Origin of the sequence: Mitsuaria sp. BK037 (assembly GCF_014193045.1) — a bacterium.
Classification (GTDB): Bacteria; Pseudomonadota; Gammaproteobacteria; order Burkholderiales; family Burkholderiaceae_C; genus Roseateles.
On record NZ_JACHYS010000003.1, the window covers coordinates 732,803 to 750,912 of the forward strand.

General features: G+C 69.9%; 18 protein-coding genes. 11 read left to right on the forward strand and 7 right to left on the reverse strand.

Features of this window, described 5'->3' with window-relative positions; translation table 11 throughout:
* The first annotated feature begins 66 nt into the window (after positions 1 to 66).
* Positions 67 to 528: a hypothetical protein gene (locus tag FHT37_RS20010; RefSeq protein ID WP_147243044.1), complete on the forward strand. Its 462-nt coding sequence runs from the start codon at positions 67 to 69 to the stop codon at positions 526 to 528.
* 228 nt (positions 529 to 756) lie between these two features.
* On the opposite strand, the gene FHT37_RS20015 is transcribed toward FHT37_RS20010, so the two are convergent.
* From FHT37_RS20015 to mnmA, 3 genes are all read right to left on the reverse strand, one after another.
* Complete coding sequence (locus tag FHT37_RS20015) at positions 757 to 1,404, reverse strand: response regulator transcription factor (RefSeq protein ID WP_091730445.1); 648 nt, start codon at positions 1,402 to 1,404, stop codon at positions 757 to 759.
* 32 nt (positions 1,405 to 1,436) lie between these two features.
* The gene (locus FHT37_RS20020) at positions 1,437 to 2,675 is read right to left on the reverse strand and encodes a histidine kinase (protein WP_147242080.1); all 1,239 of its coding nucleotides are present in this window, start codon (positions 2,673 to 2,675) and stop codon (positions 1,437 to 1,439) included.
* 230 nt (positions 2,676 to 2,905) lie between these two features.
* Positions 2,906 to 4,012 carry a tRNA 2-thiouridine(34) synthase MnmA gene (gene mnmA, locus FHT37_RS20025; protein WP_147243045.1) on the reverse strand — a complete coding sequence of 369 codons (1,107 nt, stop codon included), beginning with the start codon at positions 4,010 to 4,012 and terminating at the stop codon, positions 2,906 to 2,908.
* Positions 4,013 to 4,261: 249 nt separating this feature from the next.
* Here mnmA and FHT37_RS20030 point away from each other — a divergent pair, with 249 nt between their 5' ends.
* The gene (locus FHT37_RS20030) at positions 4,262 to 5,140 is read left to right on the forward strand and encodes a response regulator (protein ID WP_183483867.1); all 879 of its coding nucleotides are present in this window, start codon (positions 4,262 to 4,264) and stop codon (positions 5,138 to 5,140) included.
* 24 nt (positions 5,141 to 5,164) lie between these two features.
* Here the strand turns inward: FHT37_RS20030 and FHT37_RS20035 are convergent, their stop codons facing one another.
* Together FHT37_RS20035 and FHT37_RS20040 are read right to left on the reverse strand one after the other, a co-directional pair.
* The gene (locus tag FHT37_RS20035; protein ID WP_091730456.1) at positions 5,165 to 5,659 is read right to left on the reverse strand and encodes an NUDIX hydrolase; all 495 of its coding nucleotides are present in this window, start codon (positions 5,657 to 5,659) and stop codon (positions 5,165 to 5,167) included.
* Positions 5,660 to 5,883: 224 nt separating this feature from the next.
* Positions 5,884 to 6,366, reverse strand: a complete 483-nt coding sequence (locus FHT37_RS20040) for a hypothetical protein (RefSeq protein ID WP_183483870.1) — start codon at positions 6,364 to 6,366, stop codon at positions 5,884 to 5,886.
* A gap of 195 nt (positions 6,367 to 6,561) precedes the next feature.
* Here FHT37_RS20040 and FHT37_RS20045 point away from each other — a divergent pair, with 195 nt between their 5' ends.
* The 9 genes from FHT37_RS20045 to FHT37_RS20085 all read left to right on the forward strand — a co-directional run bounded on the left by FHT37_RS20045 (position 6,562) and on the right by FHT37_RS20085 (position 17,532).
* A complete protein-coding gene (locus FHT37_RS20045) occupies positions 6,562 to 7,680 on the forward strand; it encodes a Re/Si-specific NAD(P)(+) transhydrogenase subunit alpha (protein ID WP_183483872.1) in 1,119 nt (372 codons plus the stop codon).
* 69 nt (positions 7,681 to 7,749) lie between these two features.
* Positions 7,750 to 8,079 (forward strand): NAD(P) transhydrogenase subunit alpha, encoded by a 330-nt coding sequence (locus FHT37_RS20050; RefSeq protein ID WP_091730467.1) that lies wholly within the window; start codon positions 7,750 to 7,752, stop codon positions 8,077 to 8,079.
* 3 nt (positions 8,080 to 8,082) lie between these two features.
* Positions 8,083 to 9,504, forward strand: a complete 1,422-nt coding sequence (locus FHT37_RS20055) for an NAD(P)(+) transhydrogenase (Re/Si-specific) subunit beta (protein ID WP_183483874.1) — start codon at positions 8,083 to 8,085, stop codon at positions 9,502 to 9,504.
* A 193-nt stretch (positions 9,505 to 9,697) separates the two neighbouring features.
* Positions 9,698 to 11,527: a hypothetical protein gene (locus FHT37_RS20060; RefSeq protein ID WP_183483876.1), complete on the forward strand. Its 1,830-nt coding sequence runs from the start codon at positions 9,698 to 9,700 to the stop codon at positions 11,525 to 11,527.
* Positions 11,528 to 11,649: 122 nt separating this feature from the next.
* The gene (locus FHT37_RS20065; RefSeq protein WP_183483878.1) at positions 11,650 to 13,731 is read left to right on the forward strand and encodes a sensor histidine kinase; all 2,082 of its coding nucleotides are present in this window, start codon (positions 11,650 to 11,652) and stop codon (positions 13,729 to 13,731) included.
* A gap of 144 nt (positions 13,732 to 13,875) precedes the next feature.
* A complete protein-coding gene (locus FHT37_RS20070) occupies positions 13,876 to 15,549 on the forward strand; it encodes a long-chain-fatty-acid--CoA ligase (protein WP_147239718.1) in 1,674 nt (557 codons plus the stop codon).
* An 87-nt stretch (positions 15,550 to 15,636) separates the two neighbouring features.
* A complete protein-coding gene (locus FHT37_RS20075; RefSeq protein ID WP_091730484.1) occupies positions 15,637 to 16,182 on the forward strand; it encodes a hypothetical protein in 546 nt (181 codons plus the stop codon).
* A 45-nt stretch (positions 16,183 to 16,227) separates the two neighbouring features.
* Positions 16,228 to 16,785, forward strand: a complete 558-nt coding sequence (locus FHT37_RS20080) for an NADPH-dependent FMN reductase (protein ID WP_183483880.1) — start codon at positions 16,228 to 16,230, stop codon at positions 16,783 to 16,785.
* Positions 16,786 to 16,800: 15 nt separating this feature from the next.
* Entirely contained in the window at positions 16,801 to 17,532 is a 732-nt protein-coding gene (locus FHT37_RS20085) for a 16S rRNA (uracil(1498)-N(3))-methyltransferase (RefSeq protein WP_255489856.1), read from the forward strand.
* Here FHT37_RS20085 and FHT37_RS20090 read toward each other — a convergent pair.
* Both FHT37_RS20090 and FHT37_RS20095 read right to left on the reverse strand, forming a co-directional pair.
* Positions 17,512 to 17,697: a hypothetical protein gene (locus tag FHT37_RS20090; RefSeq protein ID WP_147239721.1), complete on the reverse strand. Its 186-nt coding sequence runs from the start codon at positions 17,695 to 17,697 to the stop codon at positions 17,512 to 17,514. The genes FHT37_RS20085 and FHT37_RS20090 overlap by 21 nt on opposite strands.
* A gap of 95 nt (positions 17,698 to 17,792) precedes the next feature.
* Complete coding sequence (locus tag FHT37_RS20095) at positions 17,793 to 18,050, reverse strand: hypothetical protein (RefSeq protein ID WP_091730495.1); 258 nt, start codon at positions 18,048 to 18,050, stop codon at positions 17,793 to 17,795.
* Between the last annotated feature and the right edge of the window lie 60 nt (positions 18,051 to 18,110).

Sequence of the window (18,110 nt, forward strand, 5' to 3'; positions counted from 1 at the left end):
GGGCATACCCGGCTTCCTAGAATCCGCGCGACGTCGAAGTTCCGACGTTTTCACGAGGGAAGAGTGATGAAGAAGTTTGCCGCGCTGTCCGCGCTGTGCCTGTCCTTGGCCGCCGCGCTCCCCGCCTTCGCCGATCCGGCGCCGGTACCCGATGCCACCCAGGCGCAATCGCTGCGCGACGCCGTGCGGGCCGACCGCAAGGGCGTCGTCCTCAAGGCGCTGCAGCTCGACGAGGCGCAGACCAAGAAGTTCGTGCCCGTCTACGAGGCGTATGAGCGCGAACTGGCCACGCTGAACCGCCAGTTCACCCGCATGTCGGTGGAATTCGTGCAGATCGGCGAGAAGCCGACCAATGCGCAGTCGAAGTACTTCTCCAAGGGCTACCTGGGGTACGTCGACGCTGAGCAGAAGCTCTACAAGAAGTACCACCCGCGCGTGGTGAAGGCGATCGGCGAAGTCGGCGCCGCCCGATTCCTGTCTGTGGAACGCCGCATCCGCGCGCTCCAAGACTACGACCTCTGGATCTAAGAGCGAGGGCTACTGCGCGAACGCCAGGCGTCGTTGGGCAGATGCTCGGAATCCTCACGTACCGAAGTACGCTCCGGTTCCTCCGCTCCGCCCGCCTAGCCTGACGTCCGCTCGCGACGCCCCGATCGACCGAGCCAACGAGGCGGTGGTCAGATCCCGCCCAGATCGATCGCGCGCAGCACCGCCTGCGTGCGGTCAAGGATGCTCTTCTTCGCGAACATCGCGAGGTCAGATCCAGCCCAGATCGATCGCGCGCAGCACGGCCTGCGTGCGGTCGCGGACGCCCATCTTCGCGAACACCGCGGAGCAGTGGTTCTTGATGACGCCTTCGCTGTTGCCCAGCAGCGCGGCGATCTCGGTGTTGCTGCGGCCGCTGGCCACCAGGCGCAGCACCTGCAGCTCCTTGGGGCTGAGCGGCTCGGGCTCCGCCGTCGCCGCGAAGGCGCGCTCCACCGGCGCGCGCTCCATGCGCTCGGTCAGCAGCGGCCGCAGCGCCGTCGAGCCACCCACCACGTCGCGCAGCGCCTGCACCAGCGTGTCCGGGCTGATCGCCTTCAGCAGGAAACCGCGCGCCCCCGCCCGCACCGCCTCGTCGAAGGCCGCCGTGTCGTCGAAGGTGGTCAGCAGCACCACCGGGATCTTCAGCGCCCGCGCCGCCAGCGCCCGGATCAGCCCGATGCCGTCCAGCCGCGGCATCCGCATGTCCGACAGGATCACGTCCGGCTGCTCGCGCGCCAGCAGCTCCAGCGCCTCCGCGCCGTCCGACGCCTCGCCCACCAGGCGGATGTCGTCGTGCAGCGCCAGCAGGCCCTTCAGCCCCTCGCGCACCAGTTGCTGGTCTTCCACCAGCAGCAGCTTGATCGTGTTGTCGCTCATGTCGTCTCCTTGCTGGATGGCGCAATCCCGGTTCAGGCGCGCCGCGGGCAGTTCAGTTCGATCAGGAATCCGGGGTGATGCCGCAGCACCTGCATCGTCCCGCCCAGTTCGGCCATGCGTTCCTGCATGCCCTTGAGGCCGTTGCCCTCGCGCAGCTTGCGCGTGCCGCGGCCATTGTCGTCAACCCGCACCCGGACCTGCGGACCGGATTCGTCCACCGCCTCCAGGCTGACGCGCACCCGGGTCGCTCCGGCATGGCGCACCGCGTTGGTCACCGCCTCCTGCACGCAGCGCAGCAACGCGTGCGCGCAGCGCGGCGTCAGGTCCTGCGCGACCGGGTCCAGCGCCAGCTCGATCTGCGTGCTGGCGATGCCGTCGGCCAGCGTGCGCAGCGCGGCCTCGAGGTTGATGCGCTGGCTCTCCCGTTCGCGCGATACCGCCGCGCGGACCTCCGCCAGCAGCCCCGCCGCGCCCAGCTTGGCCTTCTCGACCGCCTGCGCGGCGCCGGGCTCGTCGTGGCGGCGCAGCAGCGCCTCGCTCAGCTGCAGGTGCAGGTTGAGCGCGGTCAGGTGATGCCCCATCACGTCGTGCAGCTCGCGCGCCATGTGCAGGCGCTCGGCATAACGCAGCTGCTCGATCTGCAGCCGCTCGCCCGATTCCTTCTCGGCCAGCATGGCCTGGAACCAGCGTCTGCGCTCGGCCTCCGCCGCGGCCAGCCGGCCCAGCCCGAAGGCCATGCCGTGCAGCGCCACCATCGACATCGACAGCCCCAGGCTGTTCAGCCACCAGGGCAGGTCGGGCTGGAGCTGCTCGAGCCGCTGGGCCTCGCTGGGCAGCAGCCAGTACAGCGCCACGCTGATCACGACCTGCGCGAGCGCGAAATTGAAGGCGCGCCGCACGTTCAGCAGCAGCGCCGCCAGCACGGTCACGAGGAAGGGCAGACCCGGCGTGACCAGCAGCGCCAGCACGTCCAGCAGCAGCACGCGGGCGAGCGCGTCGGCCGGCGGCAGGTCCAGGTGTTGCTGGCGCGCCAGCCGCCAGAAGTGCCACGCGAACAGCATCACCAGCGCCAGGCAGGTGAGCACGAAGGGCGCGTCGTGGGTGTCGCCGCCGGTGCGGCGGTAGAGGCTGGCCAGGACGCCGTCGTAGGGCTCGGTCGCGTTGCCCATCAGGCCCCAGACCGCCGAGCCCAGCTCCAGCAGACAGATCGCCAGGGCGGCAATGCGCAGCACGAAGGCGGGCTGGGCGATGCGGGCGAGCAGACGATCCAAGGGGTCCATCCAGGCGAGGCGGCAACACGCCAGCGTGCCACAGGCGACGTCCGGCAGGGAAGGTGCGCATTGTCATGGGACACCGGCCGCGGCGGTTCCGGCCATGCGACGAGTGCCCCGAATCGCTGGATGAGCTGCCGGCGGGCGTGCGACGGGCAGCGGACCGCCGCCGCGCCGGCCCTGGTCGGCCGGGCACTCGGGACGGCCCGCCGGCGGACGTGGCCTCGGGACTACGCGATCGCTTCCGCGATGACGCCGCCGCCCAGGCAGACGTCGCCGTCGTAGAGCACCGCGCTCTGGCCGGGCGTGACCGCCCATTGCGGCTGCGGGAAGTCCAGGCGGATGCTGCCCTCGCCGGGGGTCAGCGCGCAGGGCGCGTCGGCCTGCCGGTAGCGGGTCTTGGCGCCGAAGCCGCCGAAGGCCGGCGCCTGGCCGGTCCAGCTCAGGTCCTGCGCCACCAGGCCGCGGCTCTGCAGCAGCGGGTGGTCGTGGCCCTGGACGACCACCAGCGTGTTGCTCGCCAGGTCCTTGCGGGCGACGAACCAGGGCTCGTGCTCGCCGCCGCCGCGCGGCGCGCCCTTCTCCTTCACGCCGCCGATGCCCAGCCCCTGGCGCTGGCCCAGCGTGTAGAAGGACAAGCCGACGTGCTCGCCCAGCTTGCGGCCGCGCTCGTCCTTGATCGGGCCGGGCTTGTGGGAGAGGTAGCGGTTGAGGAACTCGCGGAAGGGCCGTTCGCCGATGAAGCAGATGCCGGTCGAGTCCTTCTTCTTCGCATTGGGCAGCCCGATCTCCTCGGCCAGCCGGCGCACTTCGGTCTTGGGCAGCTCGCCGACCGGGAACATCGTCTTGCGCAGCTGCGCCTGGTTGAGCCGGTGCAGGAAGTAGCTCTGGTCCTTGAGCGGGTCCAGGCCCTTGAGCAGCTGCACCTGGCCGTCCTGCTCGCGCACCCGGGCGTAATGGCCGGTGGCGATCTTCTCGGCGCCCAGCCGCATCGCGTGGTCGAGGAAGGCCTTGAACTTGATCTCGGCGTTGCACAGCACGTCCGGGTTGGGCGTGCGGCCGGCCTGGTACTCGCGCAGGAACTCGGCGAAGACGCGGTCCTTGTACTCGGCGGCGAAGTTCACATGCTCGATCTCGATGCCGATCACGTCGGCCACCGCCGCCGCGTCGACGAAGTCGATGTTGGAGGAGCAGTACTCGCTGTCGTCGTCGTCTTCCCAGTTCTTCATGAAGATGCCGACGACTTCATGGCCCGCCTGCTTGAGCAGCCAGGCGGACACGGCGGAATCAACGCCGCCGGACAGCCCGACGACGATGCGTTGCTTCTTGGGATTCATGGGGCGCGATTGTCCCAAAGGTCCGCAAGGCCTGTCCGGCGCGGGGCCGGCCGCCGCCCGACGCGCCTCGTCACCCACCCCCTCCACCCCCGACTTCGTGACGCCGTTCACGCCCCACGCCGCCCGGGGGGAGGCGTGTCAGGAATGGCTGACACGCGCTGCGCGATTCGACGCACAGCGGGGCCGGTGGTCGCCGACTCCTCCGCCTCGCGGCGTCCGAAGAAACTGAATGAAACAGGGAGACCGATCATGAACGTCGTCATCGTCGAAGGGTCCATCACCATCCGGGCGCAACTGCAGGCGCTGCTGGCGCGAGAACGCCGGATCCAGGTGGTGGGCGAGGCGGCTTGCGAGGCCTCCGCGATCGAGACGATCACGCGGACCCAGCCCGATGTCGTGGTGATGGACCTGGCGCTGCAACCCGGCAGCGGGCTGCGGGTGCTGCGGGCGATCCGGCAGCTGGGCATCGGCGCGCGGGCGATCGTGCTGAGCAACAGCTATTACGAGGACATGCGGCGCGCCTGCGCCGAGCACGGCATCTCCGGCTTCTTCGACAAGGGCACCCAGGCCGAGGAGGTGCTGGCGCTGCTGCAGGGCTGGCTGCCGCCGCTGCGGGCGGACGAGCCGGCGCGGCAGGCGGCCGTCGACGGGCTGGACCTGGCGCCGCGCGGCCACTCCGCCTTCGACGAACTGGCCGACCTGGCCTGCGACATCAGCGGCGGCGCGATGGCCGCGGTCGGCCTGGTGGATGGCGAGCAGCTGCGGCTGATCGGCACCTCCGGCCTGCCGCTGCGGACGATGCCGCGCGCACGTGGCTTGTGCTCGCACGTGATGCATCACGGCGGACTGCAGGAGGTGCCGGACACCTGGCACGACCGCCGCTTCCTCGACCACCCGCTGGTGCAGGGCGCGCCGTATGTGCGCTTCTATGCGTCGGTGCCGCTGTCGCTGTCCACCGGCGAGGTCGTCGGCAGCCTGTGCGTGATGGACCGCCTGCCGCGGCGCCTGCGCGAGCGCCAGCGCGAGTCGCTGGTGACGCTGTCGCGCTGCGCGATCAATGAGCTCGAGGCCCGCCGGCGCGAGCCGCGCCACATCGACCAGGCGATCAGCGCCGCGATGACGCTCTGAGCGCGATCGCGGCGCCGGCCGCGCTCAATGCGGCCAGGCGCGCGGCGCGTACAGCGACGGGTGGGCCGCGACGGCCTCCAGCGGCAGCCGGCGGCCGGCGGCGTGGTCCTCGATGCACTGCAGGATCAGCGGGCTGCGATGGCGGTCGCGGCTGGCGCGGATCTCGTCCAGCGTCAGCCAGAGGGTGCGCTGGATCGGCTCGTCGAAGGGGCGGCCGGGGATCTGGTCGCCGACCCGGCCGGTGAAGGCCAGTCGCACATAGGTCACGTCGTCGCCGCGGTCCGGGCGCAGGAAACGCGACATGTAGACGCCGAGGAAGGCGTCCGGCGTGAACGGCCGGGCGGTTTCCTCGAGGACTTCGCGCTTGACCGCGTCGATCGCGGACTCGGCCTGCTCCAGATGGCCGGCGGGATTGTTGAGCAGCAGGCCGTCGCGGGTGAGCTCCTCGACCAGCAGGTAGCGGCCGTCCTGCTCGATCACGGCGGCGACGGTGACGCTGGGCTTGAATCGTTCGGTCATGGTCCTTCCTGGGGAGCGGCTGGTCCGGCGGCAGGGGATGCCGGGGGAGCGCCACCTCGATGTGGGAACGGGGCCGCATTGTGAGGGGGCCTGGTGACAGCGGCGGCGAACAGCGACCACGCCGGCGAAGGCGTGTCCCCTGAACCCGTCGGCGCACCCGTCCGACATCGCCCAAAAGCAAAACCCCGGCTTGCCGGGGTTTTCTTCATTCTTCAGCGAGAGGCTCAGTTGCCCCGGCCGTGTCCGTGGCCGCGGTCATCGTCGCGGTCCTTGTCGTGACCGTGTCCGCGGCCGTGACCCTTGCCGGGACCGCGATCGTCATCGCGGTAATCGCGGCGGCCATCGTCGCGCCAGCGGTATTCGCTGTGATCGCGGCGGTATTGCGGCGCATACACCTCGCGGTACCAGTTGTCCCGGACGAAATACACCGGCCGGCCGCACGCGTTGTAGCGCGCGCAGTGCTTGGCCCAGTTCTTCTCATGGCCCGGAGGCACGCGGAGATAGACCGCCGGCGCGGGCGCCGGCACCCGGGTCACCAGCACCGGCCGCTCGTACACCACCTGCGGGCGCACATTGCCGATGTCGATCTGTCCATAAAAACCCGGTTCGCCAATGCTCACCGAGACCCCCACATCGGCGGCCCGGGATGCCATCGGCATCAGGGCCGCCAAGGCCAACGCACTGCTGAGGAGAATTTTCTTTGTCATGGTCTGACTCCTTTCGGTCGTCATTTAACGTCGCTTTGACCCCCTTCGACGACTCTAGTTCACCATTCGAAACAGCTTTGCCTCACATTGCTCATGGGTTTGGTTGGTGAAAAACCCAGTCGCGGGCGCGTCTCGCCCGAGGCGGTCCCCCGGTTAAGCTCGCCCCGACCCTGATTCAGGATGGAGGGATTCCAGATGCTGATCGGTGTGCCGCAGGAAACCGCGGCGGGGGAGGCGCGCGTCGCCGCGACGCCGGAGACCGTCAAGAAGCTGGTCGCGCAGGGCCATGCGCTGCGCGTGCAGCAGGGCGCAGGCCTGAACGCCAGCGTGACCGACGAGGCCTACGCCGCCGCCGGCGCGGAACTGGTGGGGCGCGAGGCGGCCTTCGCCTGTGACCTCGTCCTGAAGGTCCGTGCGCCGGAGCCCGGCGAGATGGCGCTCTTCAAGCCCGGCGCGGTGCTCGCCGGCATGCTCAATCCCTTCGACCGCGACGGCCTGCAGCGCCTGGCCGAGGCGCGGCTCACCGCCTTCGCGCTCGAGGCCGCGCCCCGCACCACCCGCGCGCAGAGCATGGACGTGCTCTCCAGCCAGGCCAACCTGGCCGGCTACAAAGCGGTGATGCTGGCCGCCTTCCATTACCAGCGCCTGTTCCCGATGCTGATGACCGCCGCCGGCACGATCAAGGCCGCGCGGGTCGTCGTGCTGGGCGTCGGGGTCGCCGGCCTGCAGGCGATCGCCACCGCCAAGCGGCTGGGCGCGGTCATCGAGGCCTCCGACGTGCGCCCCGCGGTGAAGGAGCAGGTCGAGTCCCTCGGCGCCAAGTTCATCGACGTGCCCTACGAGACCGACGAGGAGCGCCAGGCCGCCGAGGGCGTCGGCGGCTACGCCCGCCCGATGCCGCCGAGCTGGCTGCAGCGCCAGCAGGTGGAGGTCGCCAAGCGCGTCGCCCAGGCCGATGTCGTCGTCACCACCGCGCTGATCCCCGGACGGCCGGCGCCGGTGCTGGTCACCGAGGAGATGGTCCGCGCGATGAAGCCGGGCTCCGTCATCGTCGACATCGCGGCGCCGGCGGGCGGCAATTGCCCGCTCACCGAGCCGGGCCGGACGGTGCGCAAGCACGGCGTGACGCTGGTGGGCGAGACCAACCTGCCGTCGCTGGTGGCGGCGGACGCGTCCGCGCTCTACGCGCGCAACGTGCTGGATTTCCTGAAGCTGGTGCTGACGAAGGAAGGCGGCTTCGCGCTGCCGGCCGACGACGACATCGTGACCGCCTGCCTCGTCGCGCACGAGGGCCAGGTGCTGCGCCAGGCCTGAGCGGCCACCCTGCTGGAGGCCGCGAGGCCGCATGACGACCGGGCCGCGCGCCCGCAAGGAGAGTCCCGGATGGATGCCGTTTCTCCCACCCTCATCAACCTGACGATCTTCGTGCTGGCGATCTACGTCGGCTACCACGTCGTCTGGACCGTGACGCCGGCGCTGCACACGCCGCTGATGGCCGTGACCAACGCGATCTCGGCCATCGTCATCGTCGGCGCGATGCTCGCCGCCGCGCTCACCGAGACCTCGCTGGGCAAGTTCATGGGCACCTTCGCCGTCGCGCTCGCGGCGGTCAACGTCTTCGGCGGCTTCCTCGTCACGCGGCGGATGCTGGAGATGTTCAAGAAGAAGGAGCGCAAGACTCCCGCCGATGGCCACGGCAACGCGAAGGGCTGACCGATGTCGATGAATCTCGTCACCCTGCTATATCTGATCGCGAGCGTCTGCTTCATCCAGGCGCTCAAGGGCCTCTCTCACCCGACCACCTCCATCCGCGGCAACGTCTTCGGCATGGTCGGCATGACCATCGCCGTGCTCACCACCGGCGCGCTGATCCTGAAGCTGGCCGGCGGACAGACGCTGGGGCTGGCCTATGTCCTGGGCGGCCTGGTGGTGGGCGGCGGCATCGGCACCGTCATGGCGCAGCGCGTCGAGATGACCAAGATGCCGGAGCTGGTGGCCTTCATGCACAGCATGATCGGTCTGGCGGCGGTGTGCATCGCGGTGGCCGCGGTCGTCGAGCCGCATGCCTTCGGCATCGCGCCCCGCTACGCGCCCATCCCCGGCGGCAACCGCATCGAGCTGGCCCTGGGCTGCTTCATCGGCGCGGTGACCTTCTCCGGCTCGGTCATCGCCTTCGGCAAGCTCAGCGGCAAGTACAAGTTCCGCCTGTTCCAGGGCGCGCCGGTCACCTTTCCCGGGCAGCACTGGCTCAACCTGGTCCTGGGTCTGGCGGCGGTGTTCTTCATCTTCGGCTTCTGGCATTCGCAGAGCGCGATGGACTTCCTGCTGGTCGCGGCGCTGGGCTTCGTGCTGGGCGTGCTGCTGATCATCCCGATCGGCGGCGCCGACATGCCGGTCGTCGTGTCGATGCTCAACAGCTACTCCGGCTGGGCCGCGGCGGGCATCGGCTTCTCGCTCAACAACAGCATGCTGATCATCGCGGGCTCGCTGGTGGGCAGCTCGGGCGCGATCCTGAGCTACATCATGTGCAAGGCGATGAACCGCTCGTTCTTCAACGTGATCCTGGGCGGCTTCGGCGCCGAGGGCACCACCGCCGCCGGGGCCGCGCAGCAGCGCAATGTGAAGAGCGGCAGCGCGGACGACGCGGCCTTCATCCTCGGCAACGCGGAGAGCGTGATCATCGTCCCCGGCTACGGCCTGGCGGTCGCGCGCGCGCAGCATGCGGTCAAGGAGCTCGCGCAGAAGCTGATCGAAAAGGGCGTCACCGTCCGCTATGCGATCCATCCGGTGGCGGGCCGCATGCCGGGTCACATGAACGTGCTGCTCGCCGAGGCCGAGGTGCCCTACGACCAGGTCCATGAGATGGAGGACATCAACGCCGAGTTCGGCCAGACGGACGTGGCCATCATCCTCGGCGCGAACGATGTGGTGAACCCGGCCGCGCTGCAGAAGGGCAGCGCGATCTACGGCATGCCGATCCTGGAGGCCTACAAGGCGCGCACCGTCATCGTCAACAAGCGGTCGATGGCGGCCGGGTATGCGGGCCTGGACAACGAACTCTTCTACATGGACAAGACCATGATGGTCTTCGGTGACGCGAAGAAGGTGGTCGAGGACATGGTCAAGGCGGTGGAGTGACCGAGGGGTGTGAGGCGGTGTGGCGCGATCCGCGCGATCGGCGCGATCGGCGCGTGGCGTCCTCCCCGGCTAGTTTCAGTAGGACACCTACCGACTGAAGGGGAAGGCGTCCAGGCTCACCACCGCTGAAGGTCGATGCGCATCCGAGTGCGCTTGAACAGACTGCGAGGCTTTCCATCGCCGTCTGTTTGCCATGACCACTCCCTCCGATCCGTTGTCCCATGTCCGTGCCGTGAAGTCGCCGGCGCCAGGGGGCGATGCGCCATCGCGCCGTCGTCGCGACGAGGACGACCTCGACACCGCGCCGCCCGCTGACGCGGATGCGGCCGCGCGCGAAGGCGCGACGCCGCCGCCCGCCACGCCAGCAGAGCCCGCGGAGCCGCCGGCTTCAGACGCCGGCGCACCCGTGAAGGCGGATGCCGATGGCTCCGACGCGTCGCGCGCCGATCGCTCCAGCGCGCTGCTGGCCTCGGGACTCGGCCTGCTCGGCGTGGGCGGCGCGGCCAGCGTCGCGGTGGCCGCCGCGGGCGGCTCGAGCAGCAAACCGCCCGTGGCCGAGGTGGGGCAACCGAAGCCCGAGACGCCCAAGCCGGAACGCCCCGAGCAGGAGCAGCCTGGACCGGAGCAGCCGAAGCCCGAAGCACCTGGGCCCGAGCAGCCAAAACCCGAAGAGCCGAAGCCGGAGAAGCCGGAATCGGAGTCCCCGAAGCCCGAGCAACCCAAGCCTGAGCAACCCAAGCCCGAACAGCCAAAACCGGAAGAGCCCCAGCCCGAGCGACCGAAGCCGGAGGAGCCCAAACCGGAGGATCCCAAGCCGGAGCAGCCCAAGCCCGAAGAGCCCAAGCCCGAGCAACCGAAACCGGAACAACCCGGCGGCACCGACCCTGAGCCGAACCCCGACGTCCCCGCGCCGCGACCGCGCCTGGTGATGGACACCGGCGTGTCGGACCACGACGGCATCACCTCGCGCGCGGACGTCCAGGTCGACGCCCTGCTGGGCAGCGGCCGGTGGCGCTACAGCCTCGACGGTGGCGAGTCCTGGGTCGCGGGCAGCGGTGATCGCATCGCGGCCGCCGCCTTCGGCGCGGACGGCCGCAAGGACCTGATCGTCGAGCAGTTCGATGCGCAGGGCCACCGCAGCGTCTCGAGCCGGCTGTCGTTCGAGCTCGACACGCAGGCGCCGGCGGCGTTGGCGCCCTCGGCGCCGGCCAATGGCTGGCTGGGCCGCGACGGCGACATCCATGTCGGCCGCCTGGACCGCGACGCGCACTGGCAGTACAGCCTCGACGGCACGACCTGGCGCCCCGGCACCGGCGGCGGGCTGCGCGGCGCCGAGGTCGGCCAGGAGGGCGAGCAGCAGATCTGGCTGCGCCAGGTCGACCTGGCGGGCAACGCGAGCCAGGCGAGCCGCGTCACCGTGAAGGTGGACCTCACCCCGCCGGAGGGCGCGCTGATCCGGCTGCCGGTCGACCCCCCGATCGACGGCCCGTTCACCACCGCTCCGCACATGAAGCACGGGGCCATCGACGTGGCGGCCATGGACGGCTGGGCCTACAGCTGGGACGGCCAGTCCTGGCTGACCAATGCCGACCATGGGCGCAGCGTCAGCACCGCGGGGCTCAAGGACGGGGCGCACACGCTGCAGGTCCGTCAGCAGGACCTGGCCGGCAACGTGACGATCACCGAGCGGTCGTTCACGCTGGACACCGTCAAGCCCGTCGCGCCGACGGTGCAGCTGGTCAACGACACCGGCTACTGGAACAACGACAGGATCACCTCCGACGGCACCTTGCGCCTGGGCAAGCTCGAGCCCAACGCGGAGTGGTGGCTGAAGGTCACCGTCAACGGCAAGGAGTACTACCAGGGCGGCAAGGGCCACACGATCACCACCGCGGACATGGGGTTGCCGGCCGGCACGGCGGGCCAGGTCGAGGTCTTCGTCCAGCAGGTGGACCTGGCCGGCAACCAGAGCCTCCCGGCCCACTTCCAGTTCGAGCTCTATGTCCAGAGCGCCGTGATCTGACGCGGACGGGACGCCGCCGCCCCTAGGTCCAAGGTTGTCCCGCCCCGCCCCTTGACCTAGCATCGGCCGCGCCGGTTCCATCTCGGGCCGGCGTTCCTTTTGGCGATGCCGTGGGGGGCCACTTGGCGGTATGGACTCGCGCGATGGAGGCGCGGCCGGCGACGTCGGCGATCTCGATCCGCCGGCTCGCGCTGCTGGTGGTGCTGCCGCTGCTGCTGCTGGGCGCCGTCCACCTGTTCTCGCAGCAGTACGGGACGGCGATGCCGCCCCAGGTGCTGCGGCTGGCCGAGGCGCGCCTGCTGCCCGGCGACGCCCTGGACCCCGCGCAGATCCCCGGCGCCTTGCTCGATCCGCAGCTGCCGGCGCCCGCCGCGTCGGCCATCGTGTCCCGCCCGCTCGAAGCGACGGCCACGCCGACGCCGATGCCATCGACGGCGCCGACGACGCCGGTGACCTCCCTCGCGCCAGGCCACGTCGTGGCGCTGCCGGTCCAGATCCACGACACCGATGCGCCGGGCCCGCTCTGGTTCGCGCTCGACTTCCGCCTCGATCGGCCGGCGCAGGTGCCGTACTGGCTGGTGATCCAGCATCGGCCCGCGGCCTCGATCTACCTGGACGGCCAGTTGATCGCCACCTCGGGGCCGGGCGTCGGCTACGTGTCCGAGGACGAGGACGACCTCGCGCAGCGCGGCCTGCTGCTGGCGGGCCGGCGCCTGCAGGTCAGCATCCCGCCGGCATTGCTGCCTGCCGGACCGCATCGCCTGAGCCTGCGCCTGGCGCGGCCGGGCTTCGAAGGCGCGGGGCTGTCGGCGCCGCTGCTGGGTCCGGCGTCCCAGATCCGCGCGCTCCAGGAGGGACGGCGGTTCTGGCAGGTGGCGCGCGTGACGACGACCCTCGCCGGCCTCGTCATCGGTGCCTTCATGCTGATGGTTTGGCTGGCGCTGCGGCAGGAGTGGCTCTACGGCGTCACCGGCGTCTTCTGCCTCTGCACCGCGCTGCTGCTGTCGCCCTACCTGCTCAACGGCGCGCTGTTTCCCGCGCCGTGGTGGCGCGTGGCGCTCGATGTCGCCGACGTGCTGTCCAAGGCGCTGCTGCTGTTCCTGGTGGCGCGGCTGTCCGGCTTGGCCGCGGGCTGGGCGGAGCGGATGGCCGCGGCCTACCTGGGCCTCGGGCTGGTGATCGACGCCGCGGCGGCAATGCTCGGCTGGAGCTGGACCGACTTCCACCATCCCTGGCCCTGGTGGGCGTTGGGCAGTCGCTTCGTCGTGCTGGTGGCCGCGGCGGCGCTCGCCGCGCGCGCCGCGCTGGCGTCGGGCCGTCGTGCCCACCTCGCCGCGGCCTGCGCCGTCGCGCTGTCGGGCTGGGTGTGGCTTTACGTCAGCGCCTTCGCGCTGGTCATGTCGCGCCAGATGAGCGTCGTGGACATCAACGTCGTCGGCCATGCGGTGCTGATCGCGATCGCCGGCGTGGCGCTGCAGCGGCGCTTCGTCGGCTCGCTGCGCGACCAGGCGATGGCGCGGGTGCGGCTGGAGCACGCGCTGGACGCGCGCACCCGCGAGCTGCAGGACCGCTGGGAAGACCTGCAGGACAGCGAGCGGCAGCGTTCCGCGGCGCAGGAGCGTGAGCGCCTGCTGCAGGAGATGCACGATGGCCTGGGCTCGCAGCTCGTGACCGCGCGCCTGTGCGCGGAGCGCGGCGTGCCGTCGCAGGCGCTGGTGGGCCAGCTCGACGAATGCATCCGCGAGATGCGCCTGACCGTCGATGCGCTGGCCGTCACCGACGGCGACCTGACGCTGCTGCTGGCCAACCTGCGGCACCGGATGGCGCCGCGCCTGCAGGACGCAGGCCTGGAGCTCGACTGGCAGCTGACCGACGTGCCGCTGCTGCCCACCTTGCGCGGCACCGGCGGCCGCGAGCTGATTCGGATCGTGCAGGAGGCGCTGAGCAACATCATTCACCACGCCGGGGCCACGCGGGTCCGGTTCTCGACGCGCGTGGACGCGGCCCGCGGACAGGTCCTGCTGTCGATCGTCGACAACGGCCGCGGCATGGCCGTCGGCCTGCGCCAGGGCAATGGCCTGCGCGGCATGCGCCGGCGTGCCGAGCGGATCCGCGCCGCCATCGACTGGCGCCCGCCCGAGGATGCCGCCGTCGAGGGCGGCACCGAGCTGCTGCTGCGCCTGCCGCTGCACGCCGATGACTGAACGTCAACGCGCGATCGACACCGATCGCGGTCGTTCCCGGTGCGTTCTGGAGTCATCTCTCCACTTTGTGCGCTCTATCGAATCCCCTGATGGGGGGCGCATGGCGATCAGCGAGAATCCGCGCCGTACCTTGGAGACAGAACAATGGAGAAGAACTGGCTGAAGCACTATCCGGCCGGGGTGCCCGCCGAGATCGATGCGGATGTCTATCCCTCGCTGGTGGAGCTGATGGAGGCCGCGTTCAAGCAGTTTCCCGAGCGCGCCGCCTACAAGATGCTGGGCCGCTCGATCAGCTTCGCGCAGATCGACGAGGCCTCGCGCGCGCTGGCCGCGTACCTGCAGGGCCTGGGCCTGGAGAAGGGCGACCGCATCGCGATCATGATGCCCAACGTGCCGCAGTACCCGGTCGCCGTCGCGGCCGTGCTGCGGGCCGGTTTCGTCGTCGTCAACGTCAATCCGCTGTACACGCCGCGCGAGCTGGAGCACCAGCTCAAGGATGCCGGCGCCAAGGCCATCGTCATCATCGAGAACTTCGCCGCCACGCTGCAGCAGGTGCTCGCGAGCGTGCCCACCAAGCACATCGTGCTGGCGGCGATGGGCGACATGCTGGGCTTCGCCAAGGGCATGGTCGTCAACTACGTGGTGCGCAAGGTCAAGAAGCTGGTGCCGGCCTTCGAGCTGCCGTCGGCGGTGCGCTTCAACGACGCCGTCGCCAAGGGCCGCGGCCAGACCTACAAGCGCCCGACGGTGGGCCCCAATGACATCGCGGTGCTGCAGTACACCGGCGGCACGACCGGCGTGTCCAAGGGCGCGGTGCTGCTGCATCGCAACCTGGTGGCCAACACGTTGCAGTGCGAGGCCTGGTACCAGCCGGCGCTGAAGAAGAAACCCGCTGACGAGCAGCTGATGAGCGTCTGCGCGCTGCCGCTGTATCACATCTTCGGATTCACGACCAACCTGATGCTGTCGATGCGGGTGGGCGGCTGCAATGTGCTGATCCCCAATCCGCGGGACCTGCCGGCCGTGTTCAAGGAACTGAGCCACCACAAGATCCACAGCCTGCCGGCGGTCAACACGCTCTTCATGGCGATGGCCAACCATGCGCAGTTCAACACGGTGGACTGGAGCGGGCTGGTGATCTCGGTCGGCGGCGGCATGGCCGTGCAGCAGGCCACCGCGCGACTGTGGCTGGAGAAGACCGGCTGCCCGATCGTCGAGGGCTACGGCTTGTCGGAGACCTCGCCGGTCGCCTGCTGCAACCCGACCGACAGCACCGCCTACACCGGCTCGATCGGCCTGCCGCTGTCCGGCACCGAGGTGACGCTGCTGGACGATGACGGCAACGAGGTGCCTCCCGGCGGTACCGGCGAGATCGCGATCCGCGGTCCGCAGGTGATGGCCGGCTACTGGCAGCGGCCCGACGAGACCGCCAAGGTCATGACCGCCGACGGCTACTTCCGCACCGGCGACATCGGCACCGTGGACGAGCGCGGCTTCTTCCGCATCGTCGACCGCAAGAAGGACATGATCCTGGTCAGCGGTTTCAACGTCTATCCCAACGAGATCGAGGATGTGCTGACGCAGATGCCGGGCGTGCTGGAATGCGCGGCCGTGGGCGTGCCCGACGAGAAGGCGGGCGAGGCGGTGAAGGTCGTGATCGTGCGCCGCAACCCGGCGCTGACCGAAGCCGACGTGAAGGCCTTCTGCGAGGCCAACCTGACCGGCTACAAGCGGCCGCGGATCATCGAATTCCGCACCGAGCTGCCCAAGACGCCGGTGGGCAAGGTGTTGCGCCGTGAATTGCGCGACAAAAAGTAGCAGTCGGTAGCAGTTTTCGGGAATGCTCGCGGGCGAAAACCGCCCGTGTCCGCCTAAAGTTCGCCCTCCTGTGGAGGAGACAAGGCCGTGCTCGAAGAACGTTACGAAAAGACCGAGGCCGGGAGAGCGGAAATCAAGTCGCGCGCGCTGGTGCAGGCGCGCGTGGCCCGCAATCTGCTGCTGGTGATCGACGCCAGCAAGACCGGTGCCGACTGGGTGGCGATGGTGCAGGGCGCCGCGCCGGCAGACCTGGAACTGCTGATCCAGCACCAGCTGGTGAAGGCGACCGCCGGCGCGCCGCTGTCGCGGCCCATGGGGCCGGCGTCGATCGCGACGCCGATGGGCGCGGGGCCGTCCTCGCGCATGAGCGGCGCCTCGCCGTCGCGGCCGGCGCCCTCGCGCCTGGCCGGGGTGCCGACCTCGTCGCTCGACTACGCGCAGCTCTACACCGCGCTGAGCACCTTCGCCAAGCAGCAGGGGCTGCTCAAGGGTTACAAGCTGGCGCTCGAGGTCGAGCAGTGCAGCGACATGAACCAGCTGCAGACGCTGGCGCTGGACATCATCGACCGCGTGCGCGCCACCAAGGGCGACGCCGCGGCCCACGAACTGCGTGCGACACTGGGCTTCAACTGAACCGGACCGCCCTGGGGCGGTCCTTCCTTTGTTGGGAGCACATCCATGTCCTCGCCCTATCGCGTCGCGGTACTCGTCGGCAGCCTTCGCAAGGCTTCGTTCAACCGCAAGCTGGCCCTCGCGCTGGCGCAGCTGGCCCCGGCCGAGCTGAAGCTGGAGATCGTCGAGATCGGCCAGCTGCCTTTCTACAACGAGGACGAGGCGGCCGAGCCGCCGGCGCCCTGGGTCGAGTTCCGCAACGCCATCAAGGCGGCGGACGCCGTGCTGTTCGTCAGCCCCGAATACAACCGCTCGATCCCGGGCGCGCTGAAGAATGCGCTGGACGTGGGCTCGCGGCCCTACGGCCACAACGCCTTCGACGGCAAGCCGTCGGCGGTGATCACGCTGTCGCCGGGCGCGCTGGGTGGCTTCGGCGCCCATCACCACCTGCGTCAGGTGCTGGCCTGCCTGAACGCGCCGCTGCTGCCGTCGCCGGAGGTCTACCTCGGCGGCGCGAACGAGATGTTCAAGGACGACGGCAGCCTGGCCAAGCCGGAGACGGAAGCCTTCCTGCGCAAGGTCATGAGCGCCTTCGCCGCCTGGGTGCAGAAGCTCAAGGGGTGAGGCTTGGCGGCGAGGTTGTTTGTCGAGCAGCCGCTGGGCGCGCTCGCGCTCGAGGCTGAACTGGCGCTGCCGCCCGGCGCGGCGCGCCATGTGCAGGTGCTGCGGCTGCAGCCTGGCGATGAGGTCACCTTGTTCGACGGCAGCGGGGACGAGTGGACCGCCGCGGTGACGGCCATGGGCCGCAGCGAGGTCCGCGTGGCGCTCAAGTCCCGGCAGCCGGTCGATCGCGAGATGAAGCGCGCGGTGACGCTGGCGGTCGTGATGCCGGCCAACGACCGCATGGACGGCATCGTCGAGAAGGCCTGCGAGCTGGGCGCGGTGGCGATCCAACCGCTGATGAGCGAGCGCTCGGTGCTGCGGCTGCAGGGCGATCGGGCGGAGAAGAAGCGGGCGCACTGGCAGGGCGTCGCGATCGCGGCGGCCGAGCAATGCGGGCGGTCGAAACCGCTGCAGGTGGCGGCGGTGAAGACGCTGGCGCAGTGGCTGGCGGAGCTGCCCGACGATGCTGACGAACAGCGCTGGCTGCTGAGCCCGGTGGCGGCGCAGCCCTTGTCGGCGCTGGCGTCGAAGGCGGGCGATGCGGGACGCATCGTGGTCCTCAGCGGCCCCGAAGGCGGCCTCAGCGAGGCCGAGGAGCAATCGGCCCGCGCGCGAGGCTTCAGCGCCGCGAAGCTGGGTCCTCGGATCCTGCGGGCGGATACGGCGCCGCTGGCGGTGCTGGGTTGGCTATCCCTCAGCGGATCCTGAAGCGTCCTCTAGCGCTTCGATTCCCAATTCGCGGTAGAGCTGCTCAAAGGCCTCGTCCACCGGGATGTACTCCGACGATGGTGTCGCCAAGCGACGGTCCAGCAGTTCGCGGAATGCCTGATAGCGTTCCGCTTGCTGTCGGGGCGCGTACGGGATGTCGTTCATGTCAACGGTCTCGACTATTCAAAGGCGCGCAGTAGCCGGGCGGTGTCGCGCGCCGTCGCGCAGGTCGTCCAATGCCTCCGGCTGGAGGCAGACCTTCATTCGTCGCGATGCCTCAGCAGAGGGAACTCTGCACGCAAAGTCTCGAAGGCCTCATCCAGAGGGATGCCCTTCCCGGCCTTGATGTCCGCGACGGCTCGGTCAACCGAGGCATCGAAGGCGCGCAGTTGCGCCTCCCGCCAGTCCTTCAACTCCTCGCTGTCGCGCAGCACCTGCGTGCGCGACGAATACTTTCCGCTCTCGATCAGATCCAGCACGATGGCCTCCAGGTCGGGGCCAAGTTCGGCGTGAATCATCTCGGTCCTTCCGTCGGAAAGAAATCGCATCGTAGGGGGTGACCGCATCCCCAACAAGGA

Excerpts from the sequence above, each read along its gene's own strand:
- FHT37_RS20010 (WP_147243044.1), top strand. The coding sequence starts at position 67 with ATGAAGAAGTTTGCCGCGCTGTCCGCGCTGTGCCTGTCCTTGGCCGCC.
- FHT37_RS20015 (WP_091730445.1), bottom strand. The coding sequence starts at position 1,404 with ATGAGCGACAACACGATCAAGCTGCTGCTGGTGGAAGACCAGCAACTG.
- mnmA (WP_147243045.1), bottom strand. The coding sequence starts at position 4,012 with ATGAATCCCAAGAAGCAACGCATCGTCGTCGGGCTGTCCGGCGGCGTT.
- FHT37_RS20030 (WP_183483867.1), top strand. The coding sequence starts at position 4,262 with ATGAACGTCGTCATCGTCGAAGGGTCCATCACCATCCGGGCGCAACTG.
- FHT37_RS20035 (WP_091730456.1), bottom strand. The coding sequence starts at position 5,659 with ATGACCGAACGATTCAAGCCCAGCGTCACCGTCGCCGCCGTGATCGAG.
- FHT37_RS20040 (WP_183483870.1), bottom strand. The coding sequence starts at position 6,366 with ATGACAAAGAAAATTCTCCTCAGCAGTGCGTTGGCCTTGGCGGCCCTG.
- FHT37_RS20045 (WP_183483872.1), top strand. The coding sequence starts at position 6,562 with ATGCTGATCGGTGTGCCGCAGGAAACCGCGGCGGGGGAGGCGCGCGTC.
- FHT37_RS20050 (WP_091730467.1), top strand. The coding sequence starts at position 7,750 with ATGGATGCCGTTTCTCCCACCCTCATCAACCTGACGATCTTCGTGCTG.
- FHT37_RS20055 (WP_183483874.1), top strand. The coding sequence starts at position 8,083 with ATGTCGATGAATCTCGTCACCCTGCTATATCTGATCGCGAGCGTCTGC.
- FHT37_RS20060 (WP_183483876.1), top strand. The coding sequence starts at position 9,698 with ATGACCACTCCCTCCGATCCGTTGTCCCATGTCCGTGCCGTGAAGTCG.
- FHT37_RS20070 (WP_147239718.1), top strand. The coding sequence starts at position 13,876 with ATGGAGAAGAACTGGCTGAAGCACTATCCGGCCGGGGTGCCCGCCGAG.
- FHT37_RS20080 (WP_183483880.1), top strand. The coding sequence starts at position 16,228 with ATGTCCTCGCCCTATCGCGTCGCGGTACTCGTCGGCAGCCTTCGCAAG.
- FHT37_RS20090 (WP_147239721.1), bottom strand. The coding sequence starts at position 17,697 with ATGAACGACATCCCGTACGCGCCCCGACAGCAAGCGGAACGCTATCAG.
- FHT37_RS20095 (WP_091730495.1), bottom strand. The coding sequence starts at position 18,050 with ATGATTCACGCCGAACTTGGCCCCGACCTGGAGGCCATCGTGCTGGAT.